At 53.5% G+C, this 26,905-nt stretch carries 27 protein-coding genes; 10 read left to right on the forward strand and 17 right to left on the reverse strand.

The window, feature by feature from the left end; all coding sequences use genetic code 11:
- Window positions 1–719: 719 nt before the first annotated feature.
- A complete protein-coding gene (locus tag ACN0IC_RS13035; protein WP_416879220.1) occupies window positions 720–1,565 on the reverse strand; it encodes a S1 family peptidase in 846 nt (281 codons plus the stop codon).
- 240 nt (window positions 1,566–1,805) lie between these two features.
- Here ACN0IC_RS13035 and ACN0IC_RS13040 point away from each other — a divergent pair, with 240 nt between their 5' ends.
- Complete coding sequence (locus ACN0IC_RS13040) at window positions 1,806–2,294, forward strand: hypothetical protein (RefSeq protein WP_416879221.1); 489 nt, start codon at window positions 1,806–1,808, stop codon at window positions 2,292–2,294.
- On the opposite strand, the gene ACN0IC_RS13045 is transcribed toward ACN0IC_RS13040, so the two are convergent.
- Together ACN0IC_RS13045 and ACN0IC_RS13050 are read right to left on the reverse strand one after the other, a co-directional pair.
- Window positions 2,291–3,118 (reverse strand): hypothetical protein, encoded by an 828-nt coding sequence (locus ACN0IC_RS13045; RefSeq protein ID WP_416879222.1) that lies wholly within the window; start codon window positions 3,116–3,118, stop codon window positions 2,291–2,293. The two genes, ACN0IC_RS13040 and ACN0IC_RS13045, sit on opposite strands and share 4 nt — an antisense overlap.
- Before the next feature lie 137 nt (window positions 3,119–3,255).
- Window positions 3,256–5,148 (reverse strand): ABC-F family ATP-binding cassette domain-containing protein, encoded by a 1,893-nt coding sequence (locus tag ACN0IC_RS13050; RefSeq protein WP_416879223.1) that lies wholly within the window; start codon window positions 5,146–5,148, stop codon window positions 3,256–3,258.
- 106 nt (window positions 5,149–5,254) lie between these two features.
- Between ACN0IC_RS13050 and ndk the strand changes: the two genes are divergently transcribed.
- Window positions 5,255–5,677 (forward strand): nucleoside-diphosphate kinase, encoded by a 423-nt coding sequence (ndk, locus tag ACN0IC_RS13055; RefSeq protein ID WP_416879224.1) that lies wholly within the window; start codon window positions 5,255–5,257, stop codon window positions 5,675–5,677.
- A gap of 94 nt (window positions 5,678–5,771) precedes the next feature.
- Here the strand turns inward: ndk and ACN0IC_RS13060 are convergent, their stop codons facing one another.
- From ACN0IC_RS13060 to purM, 3 genes are all read right to left on the reverse strand, one after another.
- Entirely contained in the window at window positions 5,772–7,253 is a 1,482-nt protein-coding gene (locus tag ACN0IC_RS13060; RefSeq protein ID WP_416879225.1) for a pilus assembly protein TadG-related protein, read from the reverse strand.
- Window positions 7,254–7,399: 146 nt separating this feature from the next.
- Window positions 7,400–7,993, reverse strand: coding sequence for a phosphoribosylglycinamide formyltransferase (purN, locus tag ACN0IC_RS13065; protein WP_416879226.1), 594 nt, complete (start codon window positions 7,991–7,993; stop codon window positions 7,400–7,402).
- A 2-nt stretch (window positions 7,994–7,995) separates the two neighbouring features.
- Window positions 7,996–9,045, reverse strand: coding sequence for a phosphoribosylformylglycinamidine cyclo-ligase (gene purM, locus ACN0IC_RS13070; protein ID WP_416879227.1), 1,050 nt, complete (start codon window positions 9,043–9,045; stop codon window positions 7,996–7,998).
- A gap of 159 nt (window positions 9,046–9,204) precedes the next feature.
- On the opposite strand from purM, the gene ACN0IC_RS13075 reads away from it, so the two are divergent.
- Both ACN0IC_RS13075 and ACN0IC_RS13080 read left to right on the forward strand, forming a co-directional pair.
- Complete coding sequence (locus tag ACN0IC_RS13075; RefSeq protein WP_416879228.1) at window positions 9,205–10,218, forward strand: hypothetical protein; 1,014 nt, start codon at window positions 9,205–9,207, stop codon at window positions 10,216–10,218.
- Between the two features lie 5 nt (window positions 10,219–10,223).
- Entirely contained in the window at window positions 10,224–10,862 is a 639-nt protein-coding gene (locus ACN0IC_RS13080) for an HdaA/DnaA family protein (RefSeq protein ID WP_416879229.1), read from the forward strand.
- On the opposite strand, the gene ACN0IC_RS13085 is transcribed toward ACN0IC_RS13080, so the two are convergent.
- Together ACN0IC_RS13085 and ACN0IC_RS13090 are read right to left on the reverse strand one after the other, a co-directional pair.
- On the reverse strand, window positions 10,827–11,567 hold the full coding sequence (locus tag ACN0IC_RS13085) for an SDR family NAD(P)-dependent oxidoreductase (RefSeq protein ID WP_416879230.1): 741 nt from the start codon (window positions 11,565–11,567) through the stop codon (window positions 10,827–10,829). The two genes, ACN0IC_RS13080 and ACN0IC_RS13085, sit on opposite strands and share 36 nt — an antisense overlap.
- Window positions 11,564–11,734 (reverse strand): DUF2256 domain-containing protein, encoded by a 171-nt coding sequence (locus ACN0IC_RS13090; RefSeq protein WP_416879231.1) that lies wholly within the window; start codon window positions 11,732–11,734, stop codon window positions 11,564–11,566. The genes ACN0IC_RS13085 and ACN0IC_RS13090 overlap by 4 nt, the downstream gene beginning before the upstream one ends.
- Window positions 11,735–12,064: 330 nt before the next feature.
- Here ACN0IC_RS13090 and ACN0IC_RS13095 point away from each other — a divergent pair, with 330 nt between their 5' ends.
- Genes ACN0IC_RS13095 through ACN0IC_RS13120 form a run of 6 tightly spaced genes read left to right on the forward strand, consistent with a single transcriptional unit; the run spans window position 12,065 to window position 17,757 of the window.
- Window positions 12,065–12,526: a hypothetical protein gene (locus ACN0IC_RS13095; protein WP_416879232.1), complete on the forward strand. Its 462-nt coding sequence runs from the start codon at window positions 12,065–12,067 to the stop codon at window positions 12,524–12,526.
- Between the two features lie 32 nt (window positions 12,527–12,558).
- Window positions 12,559–14,604, forward strand: a complete 2,046-nt coding sequence (locus ACN0IC_RS13100; RefSeq protein WP_416879233.1) for a TonB-dependent receptor family protein — start codon at window positions 12,559–12,561, stop codon at window positions 14,602–14,604.
- 27 nt (window positions 14,605–14,631) lie between these two features.
- Window positions 14,632–15,348, forward strand: a complete 717-nt coding sequence (locus tag ACN0IC_RS13105; protein WP_416879234.1) for a DUF4198 domain-containing protein — start codon at window positions 14,632–14,634, stop codon at window positions 15,346–15,348.
- 39 nt (window positions 15,349–15,387) lie between these two features.
- On the forward strand, window positions 15,388–16,557 hold the full coding sequence (locus tag ACN0IC_RS13110) for a tetratricopeptide repeat protein (protein WP_416879235.1): 1,170 nt from the start codon (window positions 15,388–15,390) through the stop codon (window positions 16,555–16,557).
- 30 nt (window positions 16,558–16,587) lie between these two features.
- Entirely contained in the window at window positions 16,588–17,211 is a 624-nt protein-coding gene (locus tag ACN0IC_RS13115; protein ID WP_416879236.1) for a HupE/UreJ family protein, read from the forward strand.
- Between the two features lie 12 nt (window positions 17,212–17,223).
- The gene (locus ACN0IC_RS13120) at window positions 17,224–17,757 is read left to right on the forward strand and encodes a hypothetical protein (RefSeq protein ID WP_416879237.1); all 534 of its coding nucleotides are present in this window, start codon (window positions 17,224–17,226) and stop codon (window positions 17,755–17,757) included.
- Here ACN0IC_RS13120 and ACN0IC_RS13125 read toward each other — a convergent pair.
- The 9 genes from ACN0IC_RS13125 to smc form a co-directional block, all read right to left on the reverse strand.
- A complete protein-coding gene (locus ACN0IC_RS13125) occupies window positions 17,754–19,022 on the reverse strand; it encodes a M24 family metallopeptidase (RefSeq protein ID WP_416879238.1) in 1,269 nt (422 codons plus the stop codon). The genes ACN0IC_RS13120 and ACN0IC_RS13125 overlap by 4 nt on opposite strands.
- 84 nt (window positions 19,023–19,106) lie before the next feature.
- Window positions 19,107–19,835 carry a DUF3307 domain-containing protein gene (locus ACN0IC_RS13130; protein WP_416879239.1) on the reverse strand — a complete coding sequence of 243 codons (729 nt, stop codon included), beginning with the start codon at window positions 19,833–19,835 and terminating at the stop codon, window positions 19,107–19,109.
- A 74-nt stretch (window positions 19,836–19,909) separates the two neighbouring features.
- The gene (locus ACN0IC_RS13135) at window positions 19,910–20,545 is read right to left on the reverse strand and encodes a hypothetical protein (RefSeq protein WP_416879240.1); all 636 of its coding nucleotides are present in this window, start codon (window positions 20,543–20,545) and stop codon (window positions 19,910–19,912) included.
- A gap of 201 nt (window positions 20,546–20,746) precedes the next feature.
- Window positions 20,747–21,247, reverse strand: a complete 501-nt coding sequence (locus tag ACN0IC_RS13140; protein ID WP_416879241.1) for a F0F1 ATP synthase subunit B — start codon at window positions 21,245–21,247, stop codon at window positions 20,747–20,749.
- Window positions 21,248–21,260: 13 nt separating this feature from the next.
- Window positions 21,261–21,812: a F0F1 ATP synthase subunit B' gene (locus ACN0IC_RS13145; protein ID WP_416879242.1), complete on the reverse strand. Its 552-nt coding sequence runs from the start codon at window positions 21,810–21,812 to the stop codon at window positions 21,261–21,263.
- 33 nt (window positions 21,813–21,845) lie between these two features.
- Window positions 21,846–22,073 carry a F0F1 ATP synthase subunit C gene (locus ACN0IC_RS13150; RefSeq protein ID WP_415811953.1) on the reverse strand — a complete coding sequence of 76 codons (228 nt, stop codon included), beginning with the start codon at window positions 22,071–22,073 and terminating at the stop codon, window positions 21,846–21,848.
- A gap of 36 nt (window positions 22,074–22,109) precedes the next feature.
- Window positions 22,110–22,877, reverse strand: coding sequence for a F0F1 ATP synthase subunit A (locus ACN0IC_RS13155; protein WP_416879243.1), 768 nt, complete (start codon window positions 22,875–22,877; stop codon window positions 22,110–22,112).
- Window positions 22,878–22,886: 9 nt separating this feature from the next.
- On the reverse strand, window positions 22,887–23,222 hold the full coding sequence (locus tag ACN0IC_RS13160; RefSeq protein WP_415811955.1) for an AtpZ/AtpI family protein: 336 nt from the start codon (window positions 23,220–23,222) through the stop codon (window positions 22,887–22,889).
- A 227-nt stretch (window positions 23,223–23,449) separates the two neighbouring features.
- Entirely contained in the window at window positions 23,450–26,902 is a 3,453-nt protein-coding gene (smc, locus tag ACN0IC_RS13165) for a chromosome segregation protein SMC (protein WP_416879244.1), read from the reverse strand.
- Window positions 26,903–26,905 lie beyond the last annotated feature (3 nt).

Raw genomic sequence — 26,905 nt, forward strand, 5'->3', positions numbered from 1 at the left:
CGCCGTCTCGTACTCCAGAAGGTGACGTCTTCCTGTCCATGAGCAAAAGAACAATTCTGAATATATCCCCAAAAAGCAATGTGCGGATCTATCTCTTGGAATTTTTGTAAGGGGTTGAAAGCGTTGAAGTTTTGGAATCGATAAGTGCGGACAGATTTATAAAAGAGTGAATTTGTCCTCCCCCGTTCACGGGTTTGAACCAAAGAAGGGTTGATAACCCTTCGACGTGAAAGGGTGGGCGCGAAGCGCTCGGAGGGGGGAGCCGCACATCACAAAGGATAGCGATTTACGCTCCCCCCATCCCCTCGCATTCGCGAGGGACTTCCCCCGTAAACGGGGGAAGAAAGTATCATCGCCTTCCACATCCGAGATTCCATGTCTGATCCATCCCGAAAGGCGCTCTATTTGCCGATATGCGCGAAGCCGCCCTAATGCACAAACTGGACCCCGCCCTTGCCCTTTAGGGTACGCAGAGCGAGGGTGGGGTGAGCGGGTTTAGGGGAAGGGTGCGAAACGCTATCCTCTCCCCATGGGAGAGGGGATAGGAACGGTTGATCGTAACTAATTTCCTTCTCCCATCGGGATTAGAGCCAAAGAATGATTGATAATCATTCTACGCGAAAGGGTGGCCCGGAGGGCCGGATGAGGGGGTCCAAATTTCCCAGTTTTTGCATACCTCCTATTATGTAAAAAATCGGGAATAGTGCTCGTAGAACCTCTTAATTTTGCTCTAGGCCACTGCTTCGCCATTTTTCGCGGATTAAATCTTTTGCCAAGTCCTCCATTTCTAAAATCTCTCGAGCATCAATGACGTGGCCTAAGTGCATCATAGACTGGACGTTGATTTTATCGTCTGTTGGAGAACCGTCAAAGCGTTGAATCTCGCCCTTTTGGTTTATAAATGGGCCGCTGAACAATACTCCCGCAAACGCTTCAGGCGGCACACCCATTCTCAACTGCCCAGTGGATCTACTTTTCCAAGGATTTGATCGATAAATATAAACAGGCGAGCCACTTGACCCGGGATAACAAGCACAGTCGATCATAAACTGTCTTTTACCCATATATTTTCTGTAAGCAGCTGTCGCTGTTATACCACTCCTAACAATGGGCTTGTTGTTAGCTTCATCATAAAGGCCGTTGGGGTAACCTACCATCAATACTGGCTCTACAGCAGTTAAGTCATTTAAGAAGTCTTCGGTAATTAAATTTTCTCTCGTTATACAAGCAATACGTGGACGGGTGCCGTTTATTTCACTTTGAGCAAATGGCACAAGCCAGATCGCAGCTAAATCCACTGTTGGGTCTGGATGCTCGATTACATTAGGATTCTCATTAGTCACGATTATAGATTTCACGTTTTCTTTTGGTGGGGCTAATTGAAGGTCAAAGGTAACCGAGAGTGTTTTATGCTCCGCAAGGACATGCCTGTTTGTGACAACCCAAAAATCTCCCGGATGCTCCGAAAAGCGCCAGAAAAAGCCTGTTCCTGTAGATATTGATCCATTACTTTCATTATTCTCAATACGAGTAGTGGATCGGGAAATATCATCAGTTATTGCCATTATATTTCTCAGATTAGTTATGCTTTTTTGGCAAAACTGATTTTATTTATCATCTATTAGAATGCTTATCATTTCAATACTAGTTGACGAGCAGCCAGAATACTTTTGGCTTATTGAAACTAATTGAAGTGATATAGTATTCAATTAAATTGGTTCCTTTCACAATGACCTTAAATTCTCCATACCACCCACCCCATCATGGTTAACCAAGCGTAAAGGCTTATCCGCCACCATGGTTTTGTGATTCTCCGCGCGCTCATACTCTCCTCGGCCCTTATCGGCTTTTCGGCCTGCGCTTCTGGCCCTGTCGGCACGCCCTATAATGCCTATCCGGTGCAGCAAATTCGTCCGGGGCAGGGGCAATATGTTCGGCCGGCCTATCTTAATCCCTCGCCGACGCCGCGCCTCCAACCCGTGGATGCCTGTCAGTCACAGCTTTATCAGGGCTTGCTGGGGCAGCATGAAGGGGCGATTTATATTGCGGGGTTGCCGGGGCGCAAACGGGTAATCAAACCGGCCACGACCGAGGATTTTGAGGACGGTTTTATCGCCGGAATAGATCCGGATCCGCCTTTTTTGGAGGTTCGCGACTTTCTGCCGGGGCAATCCCTTTACGCGCCGTCAATCCGAACGGTCGAGGACCGCATCGCGCTCGGCCCGGCGGATGAAGACCGCCTGACGATTGAACTGGACGAGGACGGCTATGTTCAGGCGCTGAATTGCGGCTAGGCCACTTTCATCTGTTTTTCGAGCATCTGTTTTTCAAGCCGTTCGCGGCGCCGCGGCGTGGCGCACATGAGCTGAAGCCGTTTCAGCTCGGCGTCAAAGCTCTCTATCTGCTCACAGGCCGCCCTGATTTTGCGCCTTTGCGACCGAGAGGTCAGGCAGCCATAGGCGGCAATGATTTGCTCCGGCGAGCGGTTGAGGGCGCGAAGGCCGAGACAGGCGGCAAAGATCAATCTCATCTGAACCTGCCTGGCGGTGAGCGCCGAAGGGGCGTTTTCCGGCAAGAGTTTTTTGCGGATCAGTTTGCTCATCGGCAAAAGATGAAAGCCCTGTCCGCTATGGGAGGCGCTGACAATCGTCAGCAAGGATCCGGGAATAGACTCCGCCGCGCCTGCCGGGTCATATTTTGCGCGTTTCAGCTCTGCGAGCTTCCAGATGACATAGGCCGCAAACTCTCCGCCCGCATGGCATTGCGCGGAGTTGAAGGGAAAGACGGGGCGCCCATAGCGGTCAAGCTGATAGGAAACGGATGAGGCCGCCGAGGTTTCGCCGCGCGGCGGGACAGTTTTCAAACGGGTCTGCGAGCCGTTGGGATCCATAATTTGAACGTTCCACTCGTCCAGACCGCTTTCACGTTTTATCTCGGTCAGGGTGTTTTTAGCCCAGACCAAGGGCGGGCGGGAGTCGGACGGTGACCAGCATATATCCGTCAGACGCGGCGCGCGGCAAAGCGGCGAGGGGACTTTCGGCGCTCTGGGCGGGCCATATTCGCAAATTAGCCAGCCGATAAGGTCAAAGCAGGCCAGGGCCTCCGCGTCCTGAATCACATTTTTCCTGAAAATTTCCAAACCGAACATCGCCAAACCAAGTTAAGACTTTTTCAACCCTATCAGGAACAGGTTTATACAGGCTTTACAAAGACTCTAAAGTTCACGGCGCAGAATTTACGGCGTCATCTTGTCGCCTAGGTGAGGTCGCCGAGCCCTTCGGCGCGGTGGGCCTGTTCATAGATTTCCAGCGCTTCGAGCCAGTCTGCCTCCAGTGTTTCGAGCTTTCGTTCCAGATCCGCGCGGTTTTGCGAGAGCTGCACCGCCATGTCCGGATCTTTGGCGTAGAGGCCTTCGACGGAGAGGGCCCTGTCGGTGGCTTTCATCTTGGACTGTGTGGCTTCGATCTGTGTTTCAATGGCTTCGGCGGCTTTTTTTAAGGGCGCAATTTTCGCCCGCGCCTCGGCCGATCGTTTCCGGGCGAGCTTGCGTTCATCTTCGCCCGAAGAGGCGCTTTTCTCACGCCGTTCCTTTTCCAGTTGCAGGGTTCGGTAATCTTCCAGCGAGCCTTCAAAATTCGTGACCGTGCCCTGATCGACCAGCCAGAGCCTGTCCACCACGGTTTCCAGCAGGGACCGGTCATGGGAGATTAGCAGCACCGCGCCGTTATAGGCGTTGAGGGAACGCGTCAGCTCCGCTCGGCTGTCAATGTCGAGATTGTTTGTCGGCTCATCGAGCACAAGCAGGTGTGGGTTATGAAAGCCGATGAGAGAGAAGAGCAGGCGAGCCTTCTCGCCGCCGGACAGGTCCCCGGCCTTTGTCTCTGACTTCTCAAAGCCGAGGCCGAAAGAGGCAAGCCGCGCGCGGCGCTCGGCTTCCGTCGCTTCCGGCATTAACTCCAGTATATGGTCATAGGCCGATTGGTTCGGGTTGAGGGCATCGACCTGATGTTGCGCAAAATAGCCGATTTCGAGCTTTTTATGGCGTTTGATATAGCCGTCCTGCGCCTCCAAATGGCCCATCACGGCTTTGGCAAATGTGGATTTGCCTTGACCGTTTTTCCCCAGAAGCCCGATGCGGTCATCATGGTCAATGCGTTGATTGAGACCGCGTAGGACCGTGACATCGTCATAGCCTAGTTTCACCTCATTAAATTTTATGATGGGGGGGGAGAGGCTCCGCTCCGGTCCGGGCAGGCTGATCGGGGCAATCGGGTCGCTGATAATCGTCGCGACCGGCTGCATTTTCTCCAGCTTCTTCATCCGGCTCTGCGCCTGTTTGGCCTTGGAGGCCTGCGCCCGGAACCGGTTGACGAAAGCTTCCAGGTGACGCCGTTCATCCTCCTGCTTGGCCATCAGCGCCATGTTCAGGCGGTTTTGCTCGGCGAGTTGACGCTCAAATTCGTCATAACCGCCCGTATAGGAAAAAAGCTTGCCGCCGCGTAAGTGCGCAATATGCGTGACGGCCCGGTTCAGGAAATCCCGGTCATGGGAAATCATGAAGGCCGTTCCCGGATATTTCCGGATGTGGGATTCCAGCCAGACGGCCCCTTCGACATCCAGATAATTGGTCGGCTCATCCAGCAGGAGCATATCCGGACGGGCAAAGAGCATGGCCGCGAGCGCTACGCGCATCCGCCACCCGCCGGAAAAATCAGAGCAGGGACGCAGCTGATCCTCTCCGTCAAAGCCCAGACCCGACAGGATAGCGCCGGCCCGCGCCTCAGCTGAATAGGCCTCGATATCGCCGAGGCGGGTATGGATGGCCGCAATACGCAGCGGATCCTTGGCGGTTTCGGCTTCGGCGAGTAGCTCGGAGCGTTCTTTGTCAGCGTCGAGCACCGTTTGTAGAAGAGTCTGCGGCCCGCTCGGCACTTCCTGATCGACGACGCCGAGCTTCATATTCCGTCGCAGGGAAATACTGCCGTCATCTTCGCTGATCTCGCCTTTGATCAGGCGGAACAGCGTAGATTTTCCGGTGCCGTTTCGGCCTACAAGGCCGACTTTGTCGCCTTCATTGATGGCCAGAGTCGCTTGTTGAAAGAGCGGGCGGCCTTCAATGCGGTAAGTGAGATCGTTTATATGAAGCATGGATAGAGTTTATATAATGGATTTGCGACAGCTAACACGACTTTACATCAAGGGAAACGCGCATTATCGGGTGCGCCAAGATTAACCCATAAAGGAGCGCCCCAAAATGGCCGTCCAACGCACATTCTCAATCGTCAAGCCTGACGCTACAAAACGCAATATCACCGGTAAGGTAAATGCTAAAATCGAAGACGCCGGTCTTCGCATTATCGCTCAAAAACGTATCCAGCTCTCCAAAGAGCAAGCCGGCGGATTTTACGCCGTTCATAAAGAGCGTCCTTTCTATAACGACCTCGTCGAGTTCATGACGTCCGGCCCGGTTGTGGTTCAGGTCCTGGAAGGCGAAAACGCGATTGCAAAATACCGCGAAGTCATGGGCGCCACCAACCCGAAAGAGGCCGAAGCCGGGACTATCCGCGCCGAATTTGCTGAAAGCATCGACGCCAATACGGTTCACGGGTCTGACGCGCCGGAAACAGCGGCAGAAGAAATTCCTTTCTTCTTCTCTGACGATGAAATTGTTGGCTAAGTCTTTCGAGACAATTTAAAAATAAAAAAGGCCGGGTTTTTGACCCGGCCTTTTTCTTTGCACTGCGTGAGCAAATTTCTGATTTGGCAAATAGCTAGTTGGAAAGTCGGATGACCTCGTTGATAATGTCGGAGCCGATATTATCGAAAGCTTTCTCCAATTCGGCCGCATCTTTCGCCCTGTAAAATTTCCCGCCGGACTCCTCTGCGCAAGATTGAAGCATATTATAGGCGCGATCCGTAATCGGTTTTTTTATCTCGACGTGATATCTTTCATAGATCGTGTAGTCATATCTGACTTCATAGTCTCTCGGGGAAGAGCTCCGCATATGATAATAGCCGGGCTCCAGACCGTATCCGATTGTAAAAACCTTTACCCCTTGGATTGCCAATGCCTGACAGGCAGCCACTGTCGCCGTGTCATAGGCTGAGGTATATTCACAGGTTCTATCCTGATCAAATCCTGGTCCGACTTCAATTTCCTTCCAATCCTCGACTTGATAACGACCCGGTTGATGTCTGGGTTTAAATCGGGAATGCGAATATTCATAATATGAGTACCAGCCCTCAAACCACTGATAGGTATAACGCCAGTGTTTATGACGCGGACGGTCAAATGTTTGGCATCCCCCGGCTCCATAATGTGTTTCATTATTGGCGCCGTCTGTCATCAGGACGACATATTTAAAAGGATTTCCATCGCCACTTTCGTTTTTATGGCGCTGATCTTCTTTTACAAAATCTTTTACAACTTCCACCATTGCAGAACTTGAGTTCGTTCCGCCGCTGGCCGGCAGTTTTTTTAACTTGGAATTATTGCTTGTAGACAGGGCGCCCCATTTCATGGGTTTCGATAAGCCTGCCTGATAACGACTATTATAGGCATAAAGTCCTGTTCGAACGACGCGTTTTCCATTTGAACCTCTTTCGAGGGGTTCCAGACGCTCCATAAATCTAGACGCGGCCAATTTTAAAGACTCGTTTCGCGACATAGCATTGGGCGTTCTGGAAGAGGATTCAAATTCGTCATTGGATTGAACCGGGTCCACACGATCATCCCAGGCCATAGATCCCGAAGAGTCCAGAACAAGCGCAATACTCGCCGGGTTTTTCAGTTCGACTTGTGAATATTTGACCGTCGCAGAGGCTTTGAATTTGAGGCTTTCATGGCCCATGATTTGTGAGAATGTGGGCTTGGTTTTACCTTCGACCACAACTCTGGCCTCAAGGGCGTCGTCATCATATACAATATCGACTTCAACGCCTTCCGCTCCATTTCTTACCCAACCGGACACATCATAGCCAAGCTCTTTGGCGGTATAGCTGCCCACCAGACCCTCAGATTTGTTTTTCGGTTTGCTGCCGTGATTTTTAACATGAATGGCCGCCGTCAGAGCACTGGCATCTGCGATGGACTGAGCCCGGCTATCCGCATTGGCAACGACGGAATAATCTACGGCTGCGCCCATAGCGCTCAGTATAACAACTGTGCTCAAGGACATGGTCAGAGCCATATTGCCCTTTTCATCCTTGCGGTAACGTTGAAATAAAGATTTCATTTCTTTAAATTTTCCCATGGCCCCACCCAAAATAAATCACGTGATGAGGCAACGAGATTCGTAATACCCCCTACACGAGAATAATTCATAGCATGGCAGGAGTTTAAACGGACTTAGGGATTATGATTAACAAGGCGTTGAGGGATTCACCTGAAAGCGAGGCCCTAATGAGCCGCCAATATTTTTGACGCGACCTTTTTCAAAGCCTCCGGATAGAGAGAAAGCTCGACCGGAAGCAGTCTGGCCGCGAGCAGTTCCGCGGTATCATCAGGTGCAATTTCGACGGATTTCTGCAAAATAACGGCGCCGGCATCCAGCTCTTCGGTGACCCAATGAACAGAACATCCCGTTTCCTTGTCTCCGGCGTCAATCGCGCGTTGATGTGTCTTGAGTCCCTTGAATTTGGGTAAAAGAGACGGGTGAATGTTAAGAAGGCGGTTTTTCCAGCGCGAGACAAACCAGGGCGTCAGAACGCGCATAAATCCTGCGCAGCAGACCAACTCTGCCTCCAATGACACTAGCTTGTCATGCAAGTCCTGTTCGAAGGCCTCACGCGAAGCATAGTGACGATGGTCAATGACAAAGGCCGGAATGCTCAGCGCCCGCGCTTTTTCCAGTCCTTCCGCATCGGATCTATTCGAAATAACGCCCACAATCTCTGCTGGATAAGTCTCCAGCTGCGCGGCCTCGACCAGAGCGACCATATTGGAGCCGCGTCCGGAAATGAGAATCGCTGTTTTGACTTTCCGTGCGGTCATGCTCACACCGATTTGAGAGTTCCGATAGTCCAGGCGGTTTCGCCGCCGTCTTTCAGCTTGGATAAAACCTTGTCTTCGTCAGCAGGCTTGACGCAGAGTACAAGACCAATGCCACAATTGAAAGCGCGCCGCATTTCCTCTTCGGCAATATCCCCTGTTTCCTGCAACCATTTGAAGACGGCCGGGCGGGGCCAAGCCTCAAAGTCAAATTCGGGTCTGAGCGTTTTCGGCAACATGCGCGGTGTATTATCAGTCAAACCGCCGCCTGTAATATGCGCCAATCCGCTGACAAGTCCGTCTTTAATTAAGGGGAGAATGGATTTGATATAAATTTTTGTAGGCGCCATAAGCGACGCGCCCAGTGATTGACCTTCGGCAAAAGGCGAGGGGGCGTCCCAGGACAGGGCGGAAACCTCGACGACTTTGCGGATGAGGGAATAGCCATTGGAATGCGGGCCGGAAGAGGCGACGCCGATTAAGATATCCCCGGCGGACATGTCCTGATGGCGCGGAAGGATGGCGTCCCGTTCCACAGCGCCGACCACGAACCCGGCAAGATCAAAATCATCCCCATCATACATGCCCGGCATTTCCGCCGTTTCGCCGCCGATCAGCGCCGCCCCGGCCTGGCGACATCCGTCTGCAATACCGGAGACCACATCTTTGGCTTTTTCCGTATTGAGGTGGCCCGTGGCGAAATAATCAAGAAAGAAGAGAGGTTCGGCCCCTTGTGCCAGAACGTCATTGACGCACATGGCAACGAGATCGATACCCACCGTGTCGAGCTTGCCCGTATCAATGGCAATGCGGAGCTTTGTCCCGACACCATCTGTCCCTGAGATTAAAACGGGGTCTTTAAAACCGGCGGCTTTTAAATCAAACGCGCCGCCAAATCCACCAAGCGCCGCGTCCGCGCCGGGACGCCGCGTCGATTTGGCGAGGGGCTTAATCGCATCGACCAGGCGGTCGCCCTCATCAATATTGACCCCGGCATCTGAATAGCTAAGCCCTTTTTGAGCTTTGGCGTTTGTCTCTGATTTCGTCACTGGCATAAGAACGCTCTGTTTGTTTTGCGCTAGAAAAAGGATTCTCGGTCTGAATTCAAGGGTCTCTATCGCAGTTTTGCCATAAAGGACATAGACAGAGAGTGCATATCATGGCTTTTAAAGTGCAAAAAAGAGCGTTATCGCTAAGAGACTAAGAGGATTTCTATGACACGCTTTCTGCTTTCCCTTTTTCTGTATTTCGGACTGGTTTTAACGGCCCGCGCCGCCGACCCGTTTACGATTGTCGGCGTGCCTGTGGATGCGAGAGGAAGTAGCGCGATAGAGGCGCAAACCATAGCTATCCGTGAGGGCCAGTCCGAAGCCGCCAGACGCCTTATGGACCGGCTGACGCTGGAAGCGGACAGGCAGTCCAATCCGCTGCCGCCGCTGAGCGCCGACGGCGCGGCCCGTATGATTCGGGCGCTTGAAATCGCAAATGAACGACGCTCCTCCAATCGATATCTTGGGGATATCACGGTCGCGTTCAAACCGCGCGACGTGCAGGCTTTTCTCAATAGCGCCGGTTTAAACATGATCACCTCGCAATCCCGCGAGAGACTGGTTCTGCCGTTTCTGGGCGGGCAGCTCGATCCGGAAGGCGAAGAGTATGAAGCCTGGAGTAAAAATCGGTTTGCCAACGCCTTGACGCCGATCCGGGCCTTGTCAGAGGAAGAGCTGTTTAGCCTGGGACTTTCCTCCCTGACCGCGTCAATTGGCAGCGACATTGAACGCCTTCGCGATTTGGGACGGAGAACGGGTGTCGAGCAAATTCTGATTGCCAATTATACGGGCGGCGGTATTCGCGTCACAGATGTTGCGCTGGATACAGGCGATACGGATCAGTTTGTCGCGTCGGGAGACGAGGCGGAGCGCCAGATTGTCAATCGTCTGGAGCGGGACTGGAAAGCCGCTACGGCGGTTCTGGCGGGGCAGGCGGAAAGCATGTCCGTTTCGGTTCTTTACGCCTCGCTTGACGATTGGCAGGCCTTGAAAGCCGCGATAGACAGCTCCGCCCAAATTCAGGATGCGCGTCTTGACGCGATGTCAAAAGACGGCGCATTGATGACGTTGACCTATGCGGGGGATATAGACCGCCTGAGGCGCGAACTTGCCTTTAAAGGCGTGGATATTCGCCAGGATAGAGAGATGGGCATTGTTCTGACGCGTAGCGGCCGCTAGAGGTGGTGGGCCGACCCGATACTCAAATCCCCCTAGAGCTAAGCCCTGAACCGGCGAGCGGCTTTGACAGTTTCATTGTCACGGATAGTAACCGGATCGCCGTAACGGCCCTGCGGGCGTGGCCGGACTGGCCGGCGCCGACCTTTTTGCTTTTGGGGCCGGAAGGCACAGGCAAGACGCATTTGGGCGAAGCGTGGAAAGAGCTTAGTTGCGGCATATTTATTGACGATGCGGAAAAATCAGAAGAGGCGGAGCTGTTTGCGCAAATGAATTTGGCGTTAAATGGTGATGTGTCTGGGCTCTTGCTGACTTCTCGCAAATCTCTGGCGGATTGGCAGGTTCAGATGCCTGACCTCAAATCCCGCCTCTCCAGCACGCCGGTTATGGTTATGGATGATTATGATGAGAGCGATCTGGAACCCCTGCTTCGCCAGTTATTTGAAAATCGCGGGCGGCAAGTGACCAAGGATTTGGTAGATTATCTCTTGAAATATGAAAGCCGCGAAGTGGGCGCACTACGCAATCTGGTGCGGAGGCTGGATGAGGCGGCGTTGGCGGAAAAGGCCGATCTGACCAAATATTTTGCCGCTCAATATCTGTCGGGACGATTAGAACGCGACCTCTTTTCCGGCCCAGTCGAATAGCTTCCCGCTGTCTTCGGCGCTGACCTGGTCAATAACGCTAAGGAGCTTTTCAATGGAATATTCAGGCGAAAACAATTTGTCTTCGGGGACATTTCCCTGAAACGGTTTCGACAAATCCGTATCGACCGTACCCGGATGGAGCCCTAAGATTACGGCCTGCTTATGCCGGCGTCCATGCTCAATGGAGAGCGTTTTCAAAATCATGTTCAGCGCGGCTTTCGAGGCGCGGTAGCCATACCAGCCGCCTATCCGGTTATCGGAAATGCTCCCGACACGGGCGGAAAGCGCGGTAAAGACTGACTTTCTGTCCTCCCGAAGCAGGGGAAGAAAATAGCGCGCCGTCATGGCCGGGCCAATCGTATTGACAAGAAAGCTTTTCTCCAAACCTTTATAAGAGAGGTCACGAATTGACTTTTCAGGCGATATGCCGTCGCCCTGCAGCAGACCGGTCGCAATGATGATCAGATCGAAAGGATCTGTTTCGCGCAAAGATTCGGCAGCGGCTTTCAGGCTCTTTTCAGAGGTCAGATCAAAGGTAAGATTGTCGATCTTCTCGGAGGGGTGGGATTTTCCCTGTCGGGATAGCGCATAGATTTTCGAGACCTGATCCGCCTCGTTCAGGGCGTCAAGGAACGCTCCGCCTATGCCTCCGCTTGCGCCGATAACAACAACTCGTAAATTTTCGCCCATACTGGGTAAAATCATTTTTTATCCTCATTCATAGTTTTCAGATTGGATTTTTGTTCCCGCCGGCACCTTTCGGAACAATAGCGAACAGACTCCCAGTCGCGTTCCCATTTTTTGCGCCAGGCGAAAGGCCGCCCGCAGGTCACGCAGACTTTAGAGGGCAGGTTTGGTTTTTTATGAACCATTGACCTAGATACGTGTGAAATCACCCTGGGAGGCAAATATTTTCCGAACGAAAACAGAAAAATTATAATTCGTATGAATAATACGCACCTTTTTCTTATTTCGGGTCGTATTTCTAATATTGATGAAAATAAATTGTTCGACCTCATCGCCAAACAGATTTTAGAAGGCATAAAATTTTCAAGAAAAAGAGTTGCAGGATGGGTCAGGGCGTGTTTATGCAGATGGTAGGAAGAAATATAAAAATGTTCATACAAAAAAGTTTCATAAATATGGTCAAAATTTTTGGTGAGCCTGTGTCGAACTTCAACAAAATCCAAACTGGAGCCCAATTGCGAAAACTACTCTTCACATTGATCATATTGACAGGGTTCGGAACCGCGCCTGCTTTCGGCCATGCCACGAGCTGGAAGGTAGACTCCGAAGCCACGCCTGTAACTGTGCGGTTTACCTATACGGACGGGCGGGCGATGGCCTTGTCCAAAGTGCGCGTGCTGTCTCCCGACGGGAAGGTCTACCAGGTTGGGAACGCCGACCGCGAAGGCTATTTTTCCTTTCTTCCTGCCTCCGGCTTTGAAAATGGCGACTGGACATTAAAGGTCACAGGCGAAGAAGATCATGAAATCGAAGCGGTCGTCTCTGCTTCGGCGGCCTCCGATATCAATATGCGCCGTTCCTCCATGACATCCATTCTGGCCTGGATTTTGGTCGCCAGCGTTATTCTGAACTTTGCGCTTCTCGGCGCGATTGCCGAAAAATTTTTCAAACGCCGTCAATCGGCGAAGAACTCCTAACCATACCCTCTGGAATTCAGAAAGCTTTCTCAATGAAACAAACGCTCAGCTTAGTCGGACTTTCCGCATTGATTATGTCCCAAGCCGGAACGGTTATTGCACAGGAAATGGATGAGACGATTGCCGCTAATCCGACGGCTTTGGACTCCCGCATTGTCGATACAATCACTGTCAAAGGTCAGATATTCAGAGGCGTCGACTCTTCCTATTCTGCCACAAATATCTCGACAGAGGATATTCGGATCAAACGGGTTTACGAAATCAATGAGCTTCTCGAAGACGTCCCGGGCATGAGTATCCGCGATTTTGGCTTGGGCGGGGTCGCGAGTTCAACGGTTATAAGAGGGTTCGGAGGCGGCGCCCATGGGGGTGATTTAGGCGTAGTCATTGACGGCATTCCGTTGAACGAGGCCAATTCCCACGCCGATGGATATGTCGATCTGAATGTGGTTGTGCCGCTTGAAGTCAAGGGGCTAACCGTGTTCCGAGGGCCGGTTTCCGCGCTTTACGGCAACTTCAATCGCGGCGGACTCATCGCTTTGGAAACACGCAATAGCGGGAATTATACCGAGCTTGACGTCACGGCCGGGTCTTTTGACAGTTTCGATGCGCAAGCCGCCTACGGGAAAGAGGTCGGCGATAATCAGGCTTATAATTTTGCGGCTCAATATTACCGCACAGATGGGTTTAGACCTCAATCCGCGGCCGATCGCGGAACCGTTTCCGGCCGAGGCAGTTTTCAGATCTCCCCGGAAATCGATCTGTCTCTCTCCGGGCGCTATCATGAGGCCGAAGCGGAGTCTGCGGCCTATACGACCCTGGAACAATTTCAGACAGACCCTTACGGCATTGACCCTAGGGTGCAGAATGACGGCGCAGATAAAACATTCGGAACGCTTCGGGCCGATTTGGGATTTATCCTGAATGATACAAATAAAGTGCTCGCCTATGCTTATGGCACGCAGCAGGATTTCACCCGCTGGTTTTCCCGCGGCGGCGCAGAGGCCCCGAGCTGGCGTCAGCGTGAAGAGACCTATGACAGGGATGTCTATGGTCTGGGCACGAGCTTGAACGGTCAGATGAGTCTGGCAGGCCGAAATATAAGTTATGTGGCCGGGATTGAGCATTTCGACGAAACAACAGAGTTTCAGTTCTACGATGATCTGGATAATCGCCGCCGCGTCTTTCCGGCGCAGTTCAATCGCGAATCTACTCTGACAAGTAATGCCTTGTTTGCAGAAGCGGATATCGCCTTGACGGATCGTCTGGATTTATCCCTCGGTGTCAGGGCGGATGAATTTGACGGTGATTGCGACACGCTAGGCCCGGAAACGGGCACGGCGCCCTGTGAAGAGCTGGACACGGTCAGCAATGTTAGCCCGAAGGTCGGACTTCGCGCTCAGGTTCTGGACCAGTTGCAATTGAGGGCCAGCTATTCAGAAGGGTTCGCTCTCGCCAGTGGATTCGCAAAATTTGCCTCGGGGGCGCAGTCTCTTGAGGTGAATGAGCTGCGTCAATATGAATTAGGTGCAACGTTCAAACCTATCAGCTCCGTCAACCTTGACCTGGCACTTTACGATATCACCTCTTCCAATGAGATAAATGAGGTCACGCCCGGAGAGTTTGTGAATTTCGGGGAAACGTCCAGAACCGGATTTGAGTCCAGCCTGTCCTGGGATATGTCCAGCCAATTTCAGCTTCAGGCTGTTTACGGTTATGCCGATTCAGAGGTCGAAGAGAATTTAAATCCTGCTTTGATAGGAAACCGCGTGAACGGCGTGCCGGATCACACAGCAACATTGATTGCGACTTATTTCCCCGTTCCGGATATTCGCCTCACGGCAACCGGGCGTTATATTGGCGAATATTTTATTGATTCCGGTAACACGACCAAAGCGCCGGATTACGCGGTTCTGGATCTGGACGCCGCCTATAGTCTCAACACAAAAACGCCGACACAACTTTTCGTCAGCATCGATAATGTCACGGATAATGTTTATGCGACCACAATTAACAGCCTCGGCGCGTCGCCTGGCGCGCCTCGCGCTGTTTTTGCAGGCGTACAGGTCGGATTTTAGATAGCTTAACTTTCACGGAGAAAAAATATGATGAAACGATTTATGTTAGTGGCGTCAGGCTTGGCGCTTTTATGGGCTCCGTCAGCCCTTTCCCACACAGCTTGGTTGGTGCCGGTTGAGAGCGGGCTGACGGAGATGGCCCAGTTCCAGGTTTACTTTGGGGGTCATGAAGGCAAGCTCGAGGGATATCCGGCGGGTAAGGTCAAAGATATCCGGGCGATGGACGCCGAAGGGAATGAATTGACCGTCTGGCGCACCTATGACGATGATGACATGCAGGTCAGTGTCGAAGGGTCGCCGGCGCTCCTGCTCCTGCATTTTGACAACGGTATTTATACGCGCACTCTTGACGGCGAGAGCGTGAATATTCCGATGAGCCAGGTCGATGAGCCTCTTTCAGCCGTAAATGCGATCAAATATCACAAACATATCGAGAGCTGGTCGGAGATTGTCACGACGGCTCAGGGCCAGCCTTTCGAACTCGTGCCGCTCAGCGCTGAAATGCCAAAGGCCGGAGAGCCAATGCAGGTGAAAGTTCTGATCGACGGCGTGCCTGTTGAGGGCATTGAAATCGGCACTGGTGAAAACACATCCGAGACAAAAACGGATGAAAACGGTGTGGCGACGTATGTTCCGGTCGAAGGATATAATAAAATTTGGGCCGGCCAGCGTCTAGAGGTCACGGATAACCCTGACTTTACAGAAAAAAGCACCGAATATCTGTTGACCTTTGACGCCGAGTAATTTCGCCTTAAAGTGAAGTCGATATATCGAGGCTGAATTTTGTCAAAAAATCTGAAAAGTCATAATAATTTCAAGGCTCCCATTTTGGGGGTCTTTTTAGCTCTGGCCGGAGGGATGCTGTTGATCAGCCCCTTAGGCAAAGGGCTGTCGGGCCAATATGGATATGCGCCGGGGGACATGCCGCCTGAAGTGCAGTCTGCTCTCGAAGACTATAAGTCAGAGCCAGAAGATAGGCAGATCGCCCTGAAAACGGCGAGAGCTTTGATTAATGAAGGGCGGCTGACGGGAAACGCCGAAATTGTCGCCAAAGCGGACAGTATTCTTTCTTCTATTTCAGGTCGTGAGAATATGACCGAGGCATTGAAGCTCCGCGCCATTTCCCAGCAATATCTTCACAATTTTGACGAGGCTCTCAGCCTGCTTGAGCTTGCCCTTTCCTTGGACGGGAAAGACGCGACCGCCCTGCTGACGCGCGCAAATATCCTTTTGGTTCAAGGAAAAATAAAGGCCGCGAAAGAGGCTTGCGTTCCGCTGGGCACGGCTGACCGTTATGATTTGCTCTTACTGTGCGACTCGACGGCCAAGGCTCTTGGACCGGAGGCGCAGAACGCGGCAGCTCAGTTAAATGCAGTTCTGGAATCCCGGCGGATGGACCCGGCCCTGATTGGATATGCCTATAGCGTTCTGGGCGAGATTGCGATGTTTCAGGGCAATGACGCTTTGGCGCAGTCGCAGTTTGAAAAAGCTCAGGCAGCTGATCCGCAGACGCTCCGCATTCGAATGCTTCATGCCGATAGTCTCTTGGCTTTGCGTCAACCCGAAGCCGCCCTGAAAGCGCTGGACATTCCCGTTGAAACGGATGCGTTCCTCCTGCGTCGGGCGCTGGCCTATAAACAAAGCGGCCAAGACGAGAGACTTTCCGACGTTAGCAAAGAAATGGATCGCCGCATTCGCGCCAATTTCCGGGTCGGTCATAATGGCCATGCCCGGGAAGAAGCCCGCTATTTTCTGGACGTCAAAGAAAACGCCGATAAAGCCCTGGAGCGCGCCAGAACAAACTGGCAGGCCCAACGCGAATATGAAGATGCGTGGCTATTCATTGACGCGGCCAAGGCCGCCGGCAAACCCGCAGAGGCGGATCCCGTCAGAGATTGGATGAACGCGCAAAATGTTGTCGCGCCGGGACTGGTTTCGCGCCTGCCCGAATAGAAATTAGCTAGTTACCGAGAAGAGAAAAACATGACCCGTTCCACCTTTTGCCCCCCAATGAAGACTATAAGATATCAGACGGGGTTTCTGCTTCTTGCTTTGGCCTTGTTAGGGGCCGTCCCGGCGTTTGCCCACACAGGCGAGGGGTTGGTCGGAGGCTTTATGAGCGGGTTTTTACATCCGGTGCTCGGCTGGGATCATGTCGTGGCGATGGTGGCCGTTGGCCTCTGGGGCGCATTTTTGCGCGCGCCAGCCATTTACATCCTGCCTATCGTCTTTCCGGTTATCATGGCGTTTGGCGGGGCCGCAGGCGTTGTCGGCGCGCCTCTGCCCTTTGTCGAGGCCGGGATTGCCCTGTCCTCCATTGTATTGGGTCTTTTGATTGCGTTTGCGGTGAGGGCGCCTCTCTGGCTGGCAGCGATAATTGTCGGGTTTTTTGCCGTATTTCACGGCCATGCCCACGGGACAGAACTCCCCCAGGCCAGTAACGCCATGAGCTTTGCGATCGGGTTTGTCTTGGCCACAGGCCTGCTTCATCTATTGGGCATCGCACTCGGTCTTTTGATTGGACGCCCCGGCGGTAAAGTTGCTATCCAGATTGCCGGCGGGTTGATTGCGCTGGGCGGTCTGGGTTTTCTGTTCGGTATTATTTAAGGCCAGAGTCTGATGGATTTTTACGCCTGGATTCCCGGATTTATTCCCGAGCTTGTGAAAGCCGGACAATTATTGCTTGCGGTGGGCATCGGCTTCGCGATGGGTAATTTAAAGCGAGAAGCCTTCCTCAAAGCTGTAATTTTGTGGGGCGCTTTCCTGTTTGCGGGTCTGCTCGGCGCTCTTTTCTTAAGCTCCGGTTTTATTACCTTATCGCTTCTTGCGCTGACCTTGCTTTCCGGCTGCCTGGTTGCAGCCGTTATAAGCCGTCCCTCGATCATCTATATGATGGCGGCTTTAGGCGGCGCCGGGCTAGGGGCTTCCTTTCTGCCGCAGGCCGGACAGTTTCCGTCCAATGTCGTTCTGATTACCGCGAATGTGATCGGCGTCAGTCTGGTTGTGGGCGGCGCAGCCCTGATGTCGTTCTGGGCCTTTCAGCGGCAAAGCGCCCTCTGGCCGAAAATTGGCGTGCGTATTCTCGGCTCGTGGCTTTTGGCGATTTCGGCCCTGATGCTGGCTCTTGAGCTGGCCGGAATGGGTTCGCTTTAGGCGCCGAACGGATCGTCAATGGATTTGGACAGCGGCGTAAACAGGACCGGCCCGTCCTCGCCCATATAGAGGCAGTCTTCCAGACGCACGCCGAATTTACCTGGCAAATAAAGCCCCGGTTCATTTGAAAAACACATGCCAGGAGCGAGTTTCGTTTTTTCGCCGCGCACAAAATTGACGGGTTCGTGCCCGTCCATTCCGATGCCGTGGCCCAGGCGATGGGTCAGACCGGGGGCGGCGTAATCGGGGCCGTATCCAAGGCTATCATAATATTTCCGGACAACGTCATCCACGCGCCCGGCGGGCGTGCCGAGGGTCGCCGTTTCCAAAGCCAATTCCTGCCCGCGTTTAACCGTATTCCAGACATCGCGCTGCTCTTTGCTGGCCTCGCCCATCACCCAGGTGCGGGAGATATCGGATTCGTAATCATGCACGCTGCAGCCGCAATCCATGAGAATGATCTGGCCTTCTTTCACTTCATATTCGATGTCGCTGCCATGCGGATAGGCGCTGGACGGGCCAACCAGAACGAGGGAAAATTCAACCGATCCGCCAAGCGCGGTCGTGGCCTTGTTCATCAAAGCGGAGATGTCGTGGCGGGTCATCCCGGCCTCGATTTTCGGATAGATATGGCGATAGGCCGTCAGGGTAATGTCATTGGCCGTTTGCATCAGGGCGAGTTCCGCCGCGGATTTGAACATCCGGCATCCGCGAGTAATGGGCTGCCCTGAGACGAGCTTCACGCCGGCCTTTTGCGCCTTGATACCGGTGGAGATAAAATTGCGGGTGGTCTCTTCAATCGCGACGGGTTTTTTCAGCGCTTTGTTTTCCCGAAGGACATCGACAATCAATTTGAAAGGCGAAGCATCTTCGTGCCAAGTGCGGACGTCGTCTCCGATTTTCATCGACTCCCGAATGGACGGTTCTTCGAAAAACGGCGTGATGACCGTAAATTCGCCCTCGGCCGGAATAACGACACCGGTGAAGCGTTCAGATCGCCACCAGCGAATGCCGGTGAAATAGGTGAGGGCGGAGCCCGCCTCGACGATCAATGCGCCGACGCCTTGTTCCTGCATCAGGCGCTGAGCCTTCTCTATCCGGGCCTGGTGTTCGGCCGCCGTGATAGGTTTGGCGTTTGCGGCGAGATTTGGAAGAGCGTCGTCTGCCTTGGGAGATTGCGCAAAAGCGCGTTGCGAAGGGAGCAATCCCGAAAGGCCGAGCGCGCCTGAACCCAGAAGTATGTCACGTTTTGAAAGCAGGGCCATAAAATCACCAGTGAAAAAGAGTAAGTCGTTGTTTTGATCCTATCATTGCCGGGTCACAGATCAATCTCGTTCTGAAAAGCAGACTTATTGGTATTGCAGATAATAGGTCAGAACCGTTTTTGTCAGGACGGCGATAAGAAGTCCCCAGCCAACACTCATAAAGGTTCCGATAATCACATATTCCGCCATCTGTCTGTCTGGTGTGCTTTTGACTTCGCCAAAGCGCAGAATGGACTTAGCCGCGACCAGAAATCCGACCGCCACCGGATAGCCTGTTACGACAAACAGCATCACCAGAGCTCTTTCCAATTGGCCGATAAAGGCGCCGCCCTGTGTCAGGCCTTCTATGGGGCTCGTCATTTCGTCCCGGAACCGCTTTGTTTCCAGAGCGATGATGACGTTACCGACAGAAAGGCTGAGAATAACGCCGCTGATGACGCATAAGAGGATGAGATAGATGAAGGGAAAGGGGCCCATCAGATCAGGCCAGTATCCGCCTTGGAAACTCTCTGGAAATAAATAGGCCAGAAGGACAATAACGAGAAGGTGAATGCCTTGATCGAGATAAAAGGCCCAGTGTTTCTCTTTCAAGAGATATATCTTCACCGCGTCCATTAATAAATGAGTGCCGCAAAGGATAAGCAGGAGAAGAGGCGGCCAGGCCCCAAGAATAATAACTGTCACCAGGGCTATAATCGTAATGTGCAAAACCAATATGTGAGGTTTGCGTTTGTTCTCGATCAGCCTTCTGGTTTGGAACGGGAAATCCGCCAGAAGGTGAGCTGTGAGCAAAGCCAGAAATGTTTCTATCATAGAGCGCTCCTTCGACGCGCAACCATAAAAAGCTGTTATTTCCGAAACAGCCTTTTATGGCTGTCGACCAACTGTTACTTCGTCATTTCGAAAGTTTGCCATTCTGTTGCTTCGAATAGTTTCAAAGCTTCCTGAAGGGCTCGCCAATGCGCCCCTTTCAGAGAGTCCGTGACTGTTTGTTTTGCGACAGGGGGGGTCAGGGACTTTGCAATATTAGCGTGTTTCGGCGGCTTGAGTAATAAAGCCAATGACACAATTTCAGCTTGCCGTCGGGTCCAGGATTGAACAAACTCACTACATAAATATAGGATGGTTCGAAACCAATCGTTCATATGACCCGCTTTATTAGGAAGCTGCCCGGTTAAATCGAAATAGCCTGTCATCGTGTCCAATGATTGACCTGACAGGGTAAAGGCCTCGCCTTGGGACATCGAAATGCTTTTTTCATCTATGGTCTCAACGGAACCCATACCTATGGAAATACGGGTGTCTGTTTCCAATTCTGATCTTAATCGCGCCCGTATGAGAAGCGCGAGACGAAGAGAGAGAGCCGGTGTGTCTATCAGGATTTGCCATGAGTCCCCGCGGTAAAAGTCGGGGGAGCCGATGATAACAGAGCCGTGGACGTCAGAGAAATCGGCGATTACCCGCTCTAATGTATCCCAGCTTTGTTTGATTTGCTGCGACGAGAGCGAAGTGGAGTTAATCATATCCCCCGTAAGGACGGCGTAAACTCTCTCATTCGTTATATTCGACTTGTTTTTCAAACCGCACCATTTAGACAGGTTATTTTACCTGTTTAGTATATAACAGCCTTTATCGCCTGTCTAGAAGGATTTTATCTTGTCACTAACCCCAATAAAAAAGCCGCCCCGGGGGACGGCTCTTTTTATTCAAATTGGCGCATTGGCCTAATTCATGACTTTACCCATTTGCGTAATTCCGTCTTTGATAAGCGCGGAATGGTCGGCGGGTTTCATGTTTTTACGCATCAGGGCTTCGGCTGTGTTCACAGCCATATCAGCCGCTTTGGACTTTACATCCGCCATGGCTTGAGCTTCGGCGTTTTGGATTTTCGCTTCGGCCTGCTGGGCGCGGCGCTCTAGGCGCTCTGCCAGGTCCTTACGGGATTGGGCCGCCATGTTTTCAGCGTCAATACGCGCTTGCTTCACAATATCCTCAGCCTGTTTCTCGGCTTCTTTCTGCTTGCGCTGGAAAGAGGCGAGAAGCGTTTGAGCTTCTTCGCGAAGGCGGCGGGCCTCATCGAGCTCGACACGGATCTTATCCGCGCGTGTGTCCAAAGCTCCCGCAATTTTTTTATGAACGCCGAAATATCCCAGCGCGATAAAGAATAGAATGACGGCCAGAAACACCCAAATTGTTGGGCTGGCGGGATCAAAATCAAAATGCATGGTCTGACCCTTCCTAGTTCAGAGCAGACTTGACGGACGCCAGTGTCGGCTTTTTACCCGTCAGCGCTTCGACTGTGGCCTGAGCAGCCTCGGCGGCAACTGACTCGATATTGGACATCGCCTTGCTGCGAACCTCGCGAATACGGCTCTCCGCCGCGTCCGCTTGCTTCTCGGCTTCCTTGTCAGCGGCGTCCAGTTCAGCCTGAATCTCCGCATCGACAGATTGACGCGTGGCTTCGGCAACATTGTGAGCCTTAGCGCGGGCGTCGGACAAAGCTTTTTCGTAATTTCGTTCAGCCTGCTCGGCGTCGGCCTGCATACGGGACGCCGTATCCAGATCATCCGCTATGCGGGAGCTGCGCTCTTCAATGGTTTCGCCGATGCGCGGAAGAAAAATCCGCGAAAGGAGAAAATATAAAAGGGCAAAGCTGAGTAACAGCCAGAAAATCTGGGTGGCGAAATAGGTCGGATCAAACGGCGGGAAGGCCGTCTCTCCTGCGCCGTCAACGGCTCCTGCGGGAGCCGCTGCGAGCATCATTCCAAAACCGAAAACACTGGCTGTCATAGCGAGCTTTCAAACAATGTGAAAAATCGTAACTTAAAGAACGAACATCAAGATGAGGGCAACGGCGAATGAGAAAATGCCGAGGGCCTCTGTCACGGCGAAGCCGAAGATGAGGTTCGAGAACTGGCCTTGAGCGGCAGACGGATTACGCAAAGCGCCTGACAGGTAGTTACCAAAGATGTGGCCAAGACCGATACCGGCGCCGGCCATGCCAAGACAGGCAATCCCTGCACCGATGTATTTTGCTGCTTCTGCTTCCATGATGATCTCCTTAGGAAAAGCGGTTAATTTGCAGTGTTAGTGATGACCGGGATGTAATGCATCTGAAAGATACACACAGGTCAAAAGAGCGAAAACGTAAGCCTGAACGAAGGCCACGAGAAATTCAAGGGGGGTCAGGGCGAGAGTCAGCGTGAACGGGATGAGCGCGCCGAGTAGGCCGGGGAACATGCCGAAAGCCGTGACCATCATAATCGAGAAGCCGGCAAAGAGTTTCAGCAGGATATGTCCGGCAAGCATATTGGCCCAGAGACGAACAGAAAGGCTGATCGGGCGGGAGAAGAAGGAAATAATCTCTAGCAAGGATACGAAAGGCAAAATAACGACCGGAATACCTGATGGCCAGAAAATCTTGAGGAAGCCAAAGCCGTTTTTGAACACGCCGTAGCCAATCACGAGCGTCATCACCATCATGGCGAGGGTGAAAGTCACAATAATATGGCTGGTCGTAGTAAAGAAGAACGGGATCATGCCAAGTAAGTTGGCAAAAAGAATAAAGATAAAGAGCGTAAAGACGAAGGGGAAAAACTTCAGACCGTCTTTGCCGGAGGCCGAGCGGATCATATCCGCGACGAATTCATACGTCACTTCGGCAACAGATTGCGACCGTGTCGGGACTAAAGAGCGCTTATTCGTGGACAGAAGAAGCCACAATACAACAAGGCCAACTGTGACCAACATCATCAGGGATGCATTGGTAAAGCTGAGGTCAAAATTGCCGATTTTGAGAGTCGGACCCATTTTGTGGATCTCGAACTGCTTAATCGGATCTAGGGCAAAAATCATCTTGCGTTCCTAATCCGCTTCGGTGTTTTCAACCGGAGCGTCCATACCGTCTTTGGCGGCCCGCACAACATTCATAACGCCGGCGCACAACCCTAAAAATAACCCGACCAGCAAACCGAAAGGCGACCATCCTGACAATTTATCGGCGAAATAGCCAAAGGCTGCACCGACCAGGACTGCCGCGGTAAATTCGCTGGCATATTTCAGACCGACCGCCAGGTTGGAAGTGCCTTCGACAAGTTTGGGCTGATCCGGCTGCGGCTTTTTGGTTCTCAGCTTGTCACCGAGAGCGCTAAGCGCGGCTTTGTCTGCCTCTTGTGTCTGGCGGTTTTGACCTTCTGTCATGACGTTCGTTCTTTGCCCCCATCTATTCGACCCGAAATGCCCCAATGACACTCCAACTCTCCCTTCCGAAAGCGCGCGGAACCTACCCAAGGGGCCTGATTAAGTCAACCGCAGTTGAGAGGTTGTAAGGCTTTGTAAAAAAACGGTTTTCCAAGAAAAATGCAGAGAGTCTCATATGTCGCATCTTATCTTTCTCAGACTCATCGATTGAGATGCGGCTTTGCGTTTTATTCCGCCGCGACTAACTGCTCTGCTGCGTTCAATTCGATAGAGAGAAGTTGAGAGACGCCTTGTTCGGCCATGGTCACGCCGAAGAGGCGGTCCATCCGGCTCATTGTGACCGGATTATGGGTGATGGCGATGAATTTCGTGTCGGTGTGCTTCTTCATATCGTCGAGCAGGTCGCAATATCGGGACACATTGGCATCGTCGAGCGGCGCGTCAACTTCGTCGAGAACGCAGACCGGGGCGGGATTGGACAGGAAAACCGCAAAAATAAGGGCGGTCGCCGTCAGAGCCTGTTCGCCGCCGGAGAGGAGCGACATGGCTTTCAAAGATTTGCCGGGCGGGCGGGCCATGACTTCGAGGCCGGCCTCGAGCGGGTCATCCGATTCGGTCAAAGCGAGGGAGGCTTCGCCGCCGCCAAAGAGCGTTGTGAACAGACGTCCGAAGTGACCATTGACGACATCGAAGGCTTTCAAAAGGCGTTCACGGCCTTCCTGGTTCAGCTCATCAATGCCTTCGCGCAATCGGGCGATGGCGGCAATCAAATCCTGCCGCTCTTCATTCATGGCCGAGAGGCGTTCTTCCTGCTCCGCCGCTTCCTCATCGGCACGCAGGTTTACCCCGCCCATTTTTTCGCGCTCGACGGAAAGGCGGTCGAGTTTCTTCTCTATATCATTTTCGGACAGGCCGGAGTCGGGCGACAAATCGCCAAGATGCTGTTTCAGCTCTGACGGCTCACAGGACAGGGTTTCGTTAATGCGGGCCTTGGTTTCCGCGATGCGTTCCTGCGCCGCCGTCTTGCGGGCCTCGGCCCCGGCGCGGGCTTCGCGGGCGTCGGAATGGGCTTGTTCCGCTTCGCGGGCCGCGCTCTCGGCGTCTTTTAATTGTGTCTCGGCGGCGGCCAAAGCGTCCGCGGCAGTGCTGCGACGCGTTTCCGCGCTTTCGAGTTCAGAGAAGAGGCGCGCGCGGCGGTCTGCGAATTTATCCGGCCCGTCCGTGGCCGCGCTCAAAGTGGTTTTGGCGGCAGTTGCCCGGGCTTCCAGCTGAGAGACGCGCTGCGCAGCGGTTGCGGACCGTTTCGCCCAATCGGCGCGCTCTTTTTCCACGGCTTTCAACCGGGCGGCGCGGGCTTCTGTTTCGTTTTTCAGGCTGCGATAGGTCGCGCTGGCTTCGTCTGCGGCGGCGCGGGCATCGCTCAGTTTTTCGGAGAGCACCTCTTGCTGTTCGGAGACGTCTTCGACGGCGCCGAGAGCTTCCAGATTGGTTTTGGCCGCATCGCGCTGCGTGGTCAGCTCTTTAAGTTCTGAGTCGAGCCGTTCGATCCGGTCTTCCAGATTGCGGCGTTCGGCATTGGCGCGGGCCACATCTGTTTCATATTGCGAAAGCGCGGCTTGGGCGGCGCGCTCGGCGCGTTCCAGATCGGGCAGGGCGCGGCGCGCTGTGCGGACGGCTTCTTGCGCCTCATTGCGCGCGGCGCGGGCAGTTTCAAAATCGGCCTGATCTGTTTCGACCTTTTGTTCCGCGCTCTCAATTTCGGTCGTAATCTCGGTGAGGCGATTTTGTTGTTTGAGCTTTACGGCGGCGGAGGTTTCCGCGCCGGCGGCCATTTCAAATCCGTCCCAGCGGCTGAGTTGTCCGTCCTGTGTCACCAGACGTTGTCCGGGGTTGAGCTGCGGGGCCAGAGCGGCGATATACGCGCTATCGACAACTCCGATTTGTGATAGCCTTGCGGCCAGTTCTTTTGGCGCAGAGACAAAATCACTGAGTGGGTTCGCGCCGCCCGGCAGCGCCTGATCGGAAACGGACGCGCCGCTCCAGCGAAGCGCGGCGTCTCCGCCAATGGCGGCGTCCAGATCTTCGCCGAGGGCCGCCGCGAGGGCGGTTTCATACCCCGGCTTGGCCTGGCATTGATTGAGGGCAGGCTCGAACGTTCCGGCCTGGGCGCGGGCGAGCATACGTTCCAGCGCCGTCCGTTCTCCGGACAGTCCTGACAAGGTTTGCCGGGATTTCGCGAGCGCGTCGCGCGCGGCCTGGTCAGCCTCTTCGGCCGCAGACAGCGCCTTGGCCAGATTTTGTTCTTCGGCGCGGGCGGCCTCCAGCGCGGCGAGCGCTTCTTTGGAGCCGGCAGCAAACAGATTGCCCGAGGATCCGCCGTCCTGGCTCATACCCGCAAGACGGTCCTGTGTATTCTCCCGCTCCAGCGTGACGCGTTGCAAGCGGCTTTCCGCCTGTGAGAGTTCACGTTCTGCCGAATCCCGGCGGGCGTTTTGATCGGCGGCCTGACGGGTGAGCTCATTATAATCGGCTTCGAGGGCGGAGCGCGTCTTGATGGCTTCGGAGGCCGCGTCGGCGGCGGCGTCCAGTGCGGCAGATGTGTCGGCCACGGCTGAGAGGCGGTCGAACTCCTCTTTCAGTAGTTTTTCCGCGTCTTCCGCGTCCTGAACAATGCCGGTTTCGCGTTCCAGATCGGACGCCAAATCCTTAATCTGGGCTTCCAGTTTCTGGATTTCGGAGCTTGCAGCTTCTTCATCCGCTTCGAGGGCTTCCTTGGCCGCGTTGAGGCGTCCCAAGACGGCGGCGGCGATGATCTGCTCTTCGCGTTTTGGCTCAAGCAATCCGGCCAGTTCTGTTGCCTGACGGGTCAGGGCGGTCGCTTTGGTAGCGGTATCGGCAACGCGGTTTTCGCATTCTGTTGAGGCTTCCGTCGCGGCGGCGAGCGTATCGATCGCGCTGATCCAACGTTTCAGCCAGAGCAGGGCCTTATATTCGTTTATCTCTCCGGCGAGGCGCTTATAGCGTGTCGCCTGACGGGACTGACGGCGTAATGACAGAAGCTGACCTTCGATCTGCCCGATAATATCGTCCAGACGGTTGAGGTTGGTTTCCGCCGCGCGCAGGCGAAGCTCTGCTTCGTGACGGCGTGTGTGAAGTCCGGAAATCCCGGCGGCTTCTTCAAGGATACGGCGGCGATTGGACGGCTTGGCCGCGATCAATTCGCTGATCTGTCCCTGACGCACAAGCGCGGGGGAGTTGGCCCCGGTCGAAGCATCGGCGAAGAGGAGTTGAACATCTTTGGCGCGAACCGTCTTGCCATTGATTTTATATTTCGAGCCGCCGCCTTTTTTAATGACGCGCATGACTTCGAGAATGTCGTCATCATTAAAAGCGGGCGGCGCAATGCGGGCGCTATTATCAATAGTGAGCGTTACATGGGCCTGATTGCGGCCGGGGCGGGTCTTGGTGCCGTTAAAGATAACGTCGTCCATGCCCGCCGCGCGCATGGCCTTGGCGGAATTGGCTCCCATGACCCAGCGTATCGCTTCCAGAAGGTTGGATTTCCCGCAGCCATTTGGCCCCACAACCCCGGTCAAGCCGGGCTCTATGTGGAAATCAGTCGGCTCGACGAAGGATTTAAACCCCGCGAGCTTTATCTGATTGAAGACCAGCGACCCCATAAG

Source organism: Litorimonas sp., from assembly GCA_029936425.1.
Classification (GTDB): Bacteria; Pseudomonadota; Alphaproteobacteria; order Caulobacterales; family Maricaulaceae; genus Litorimonas.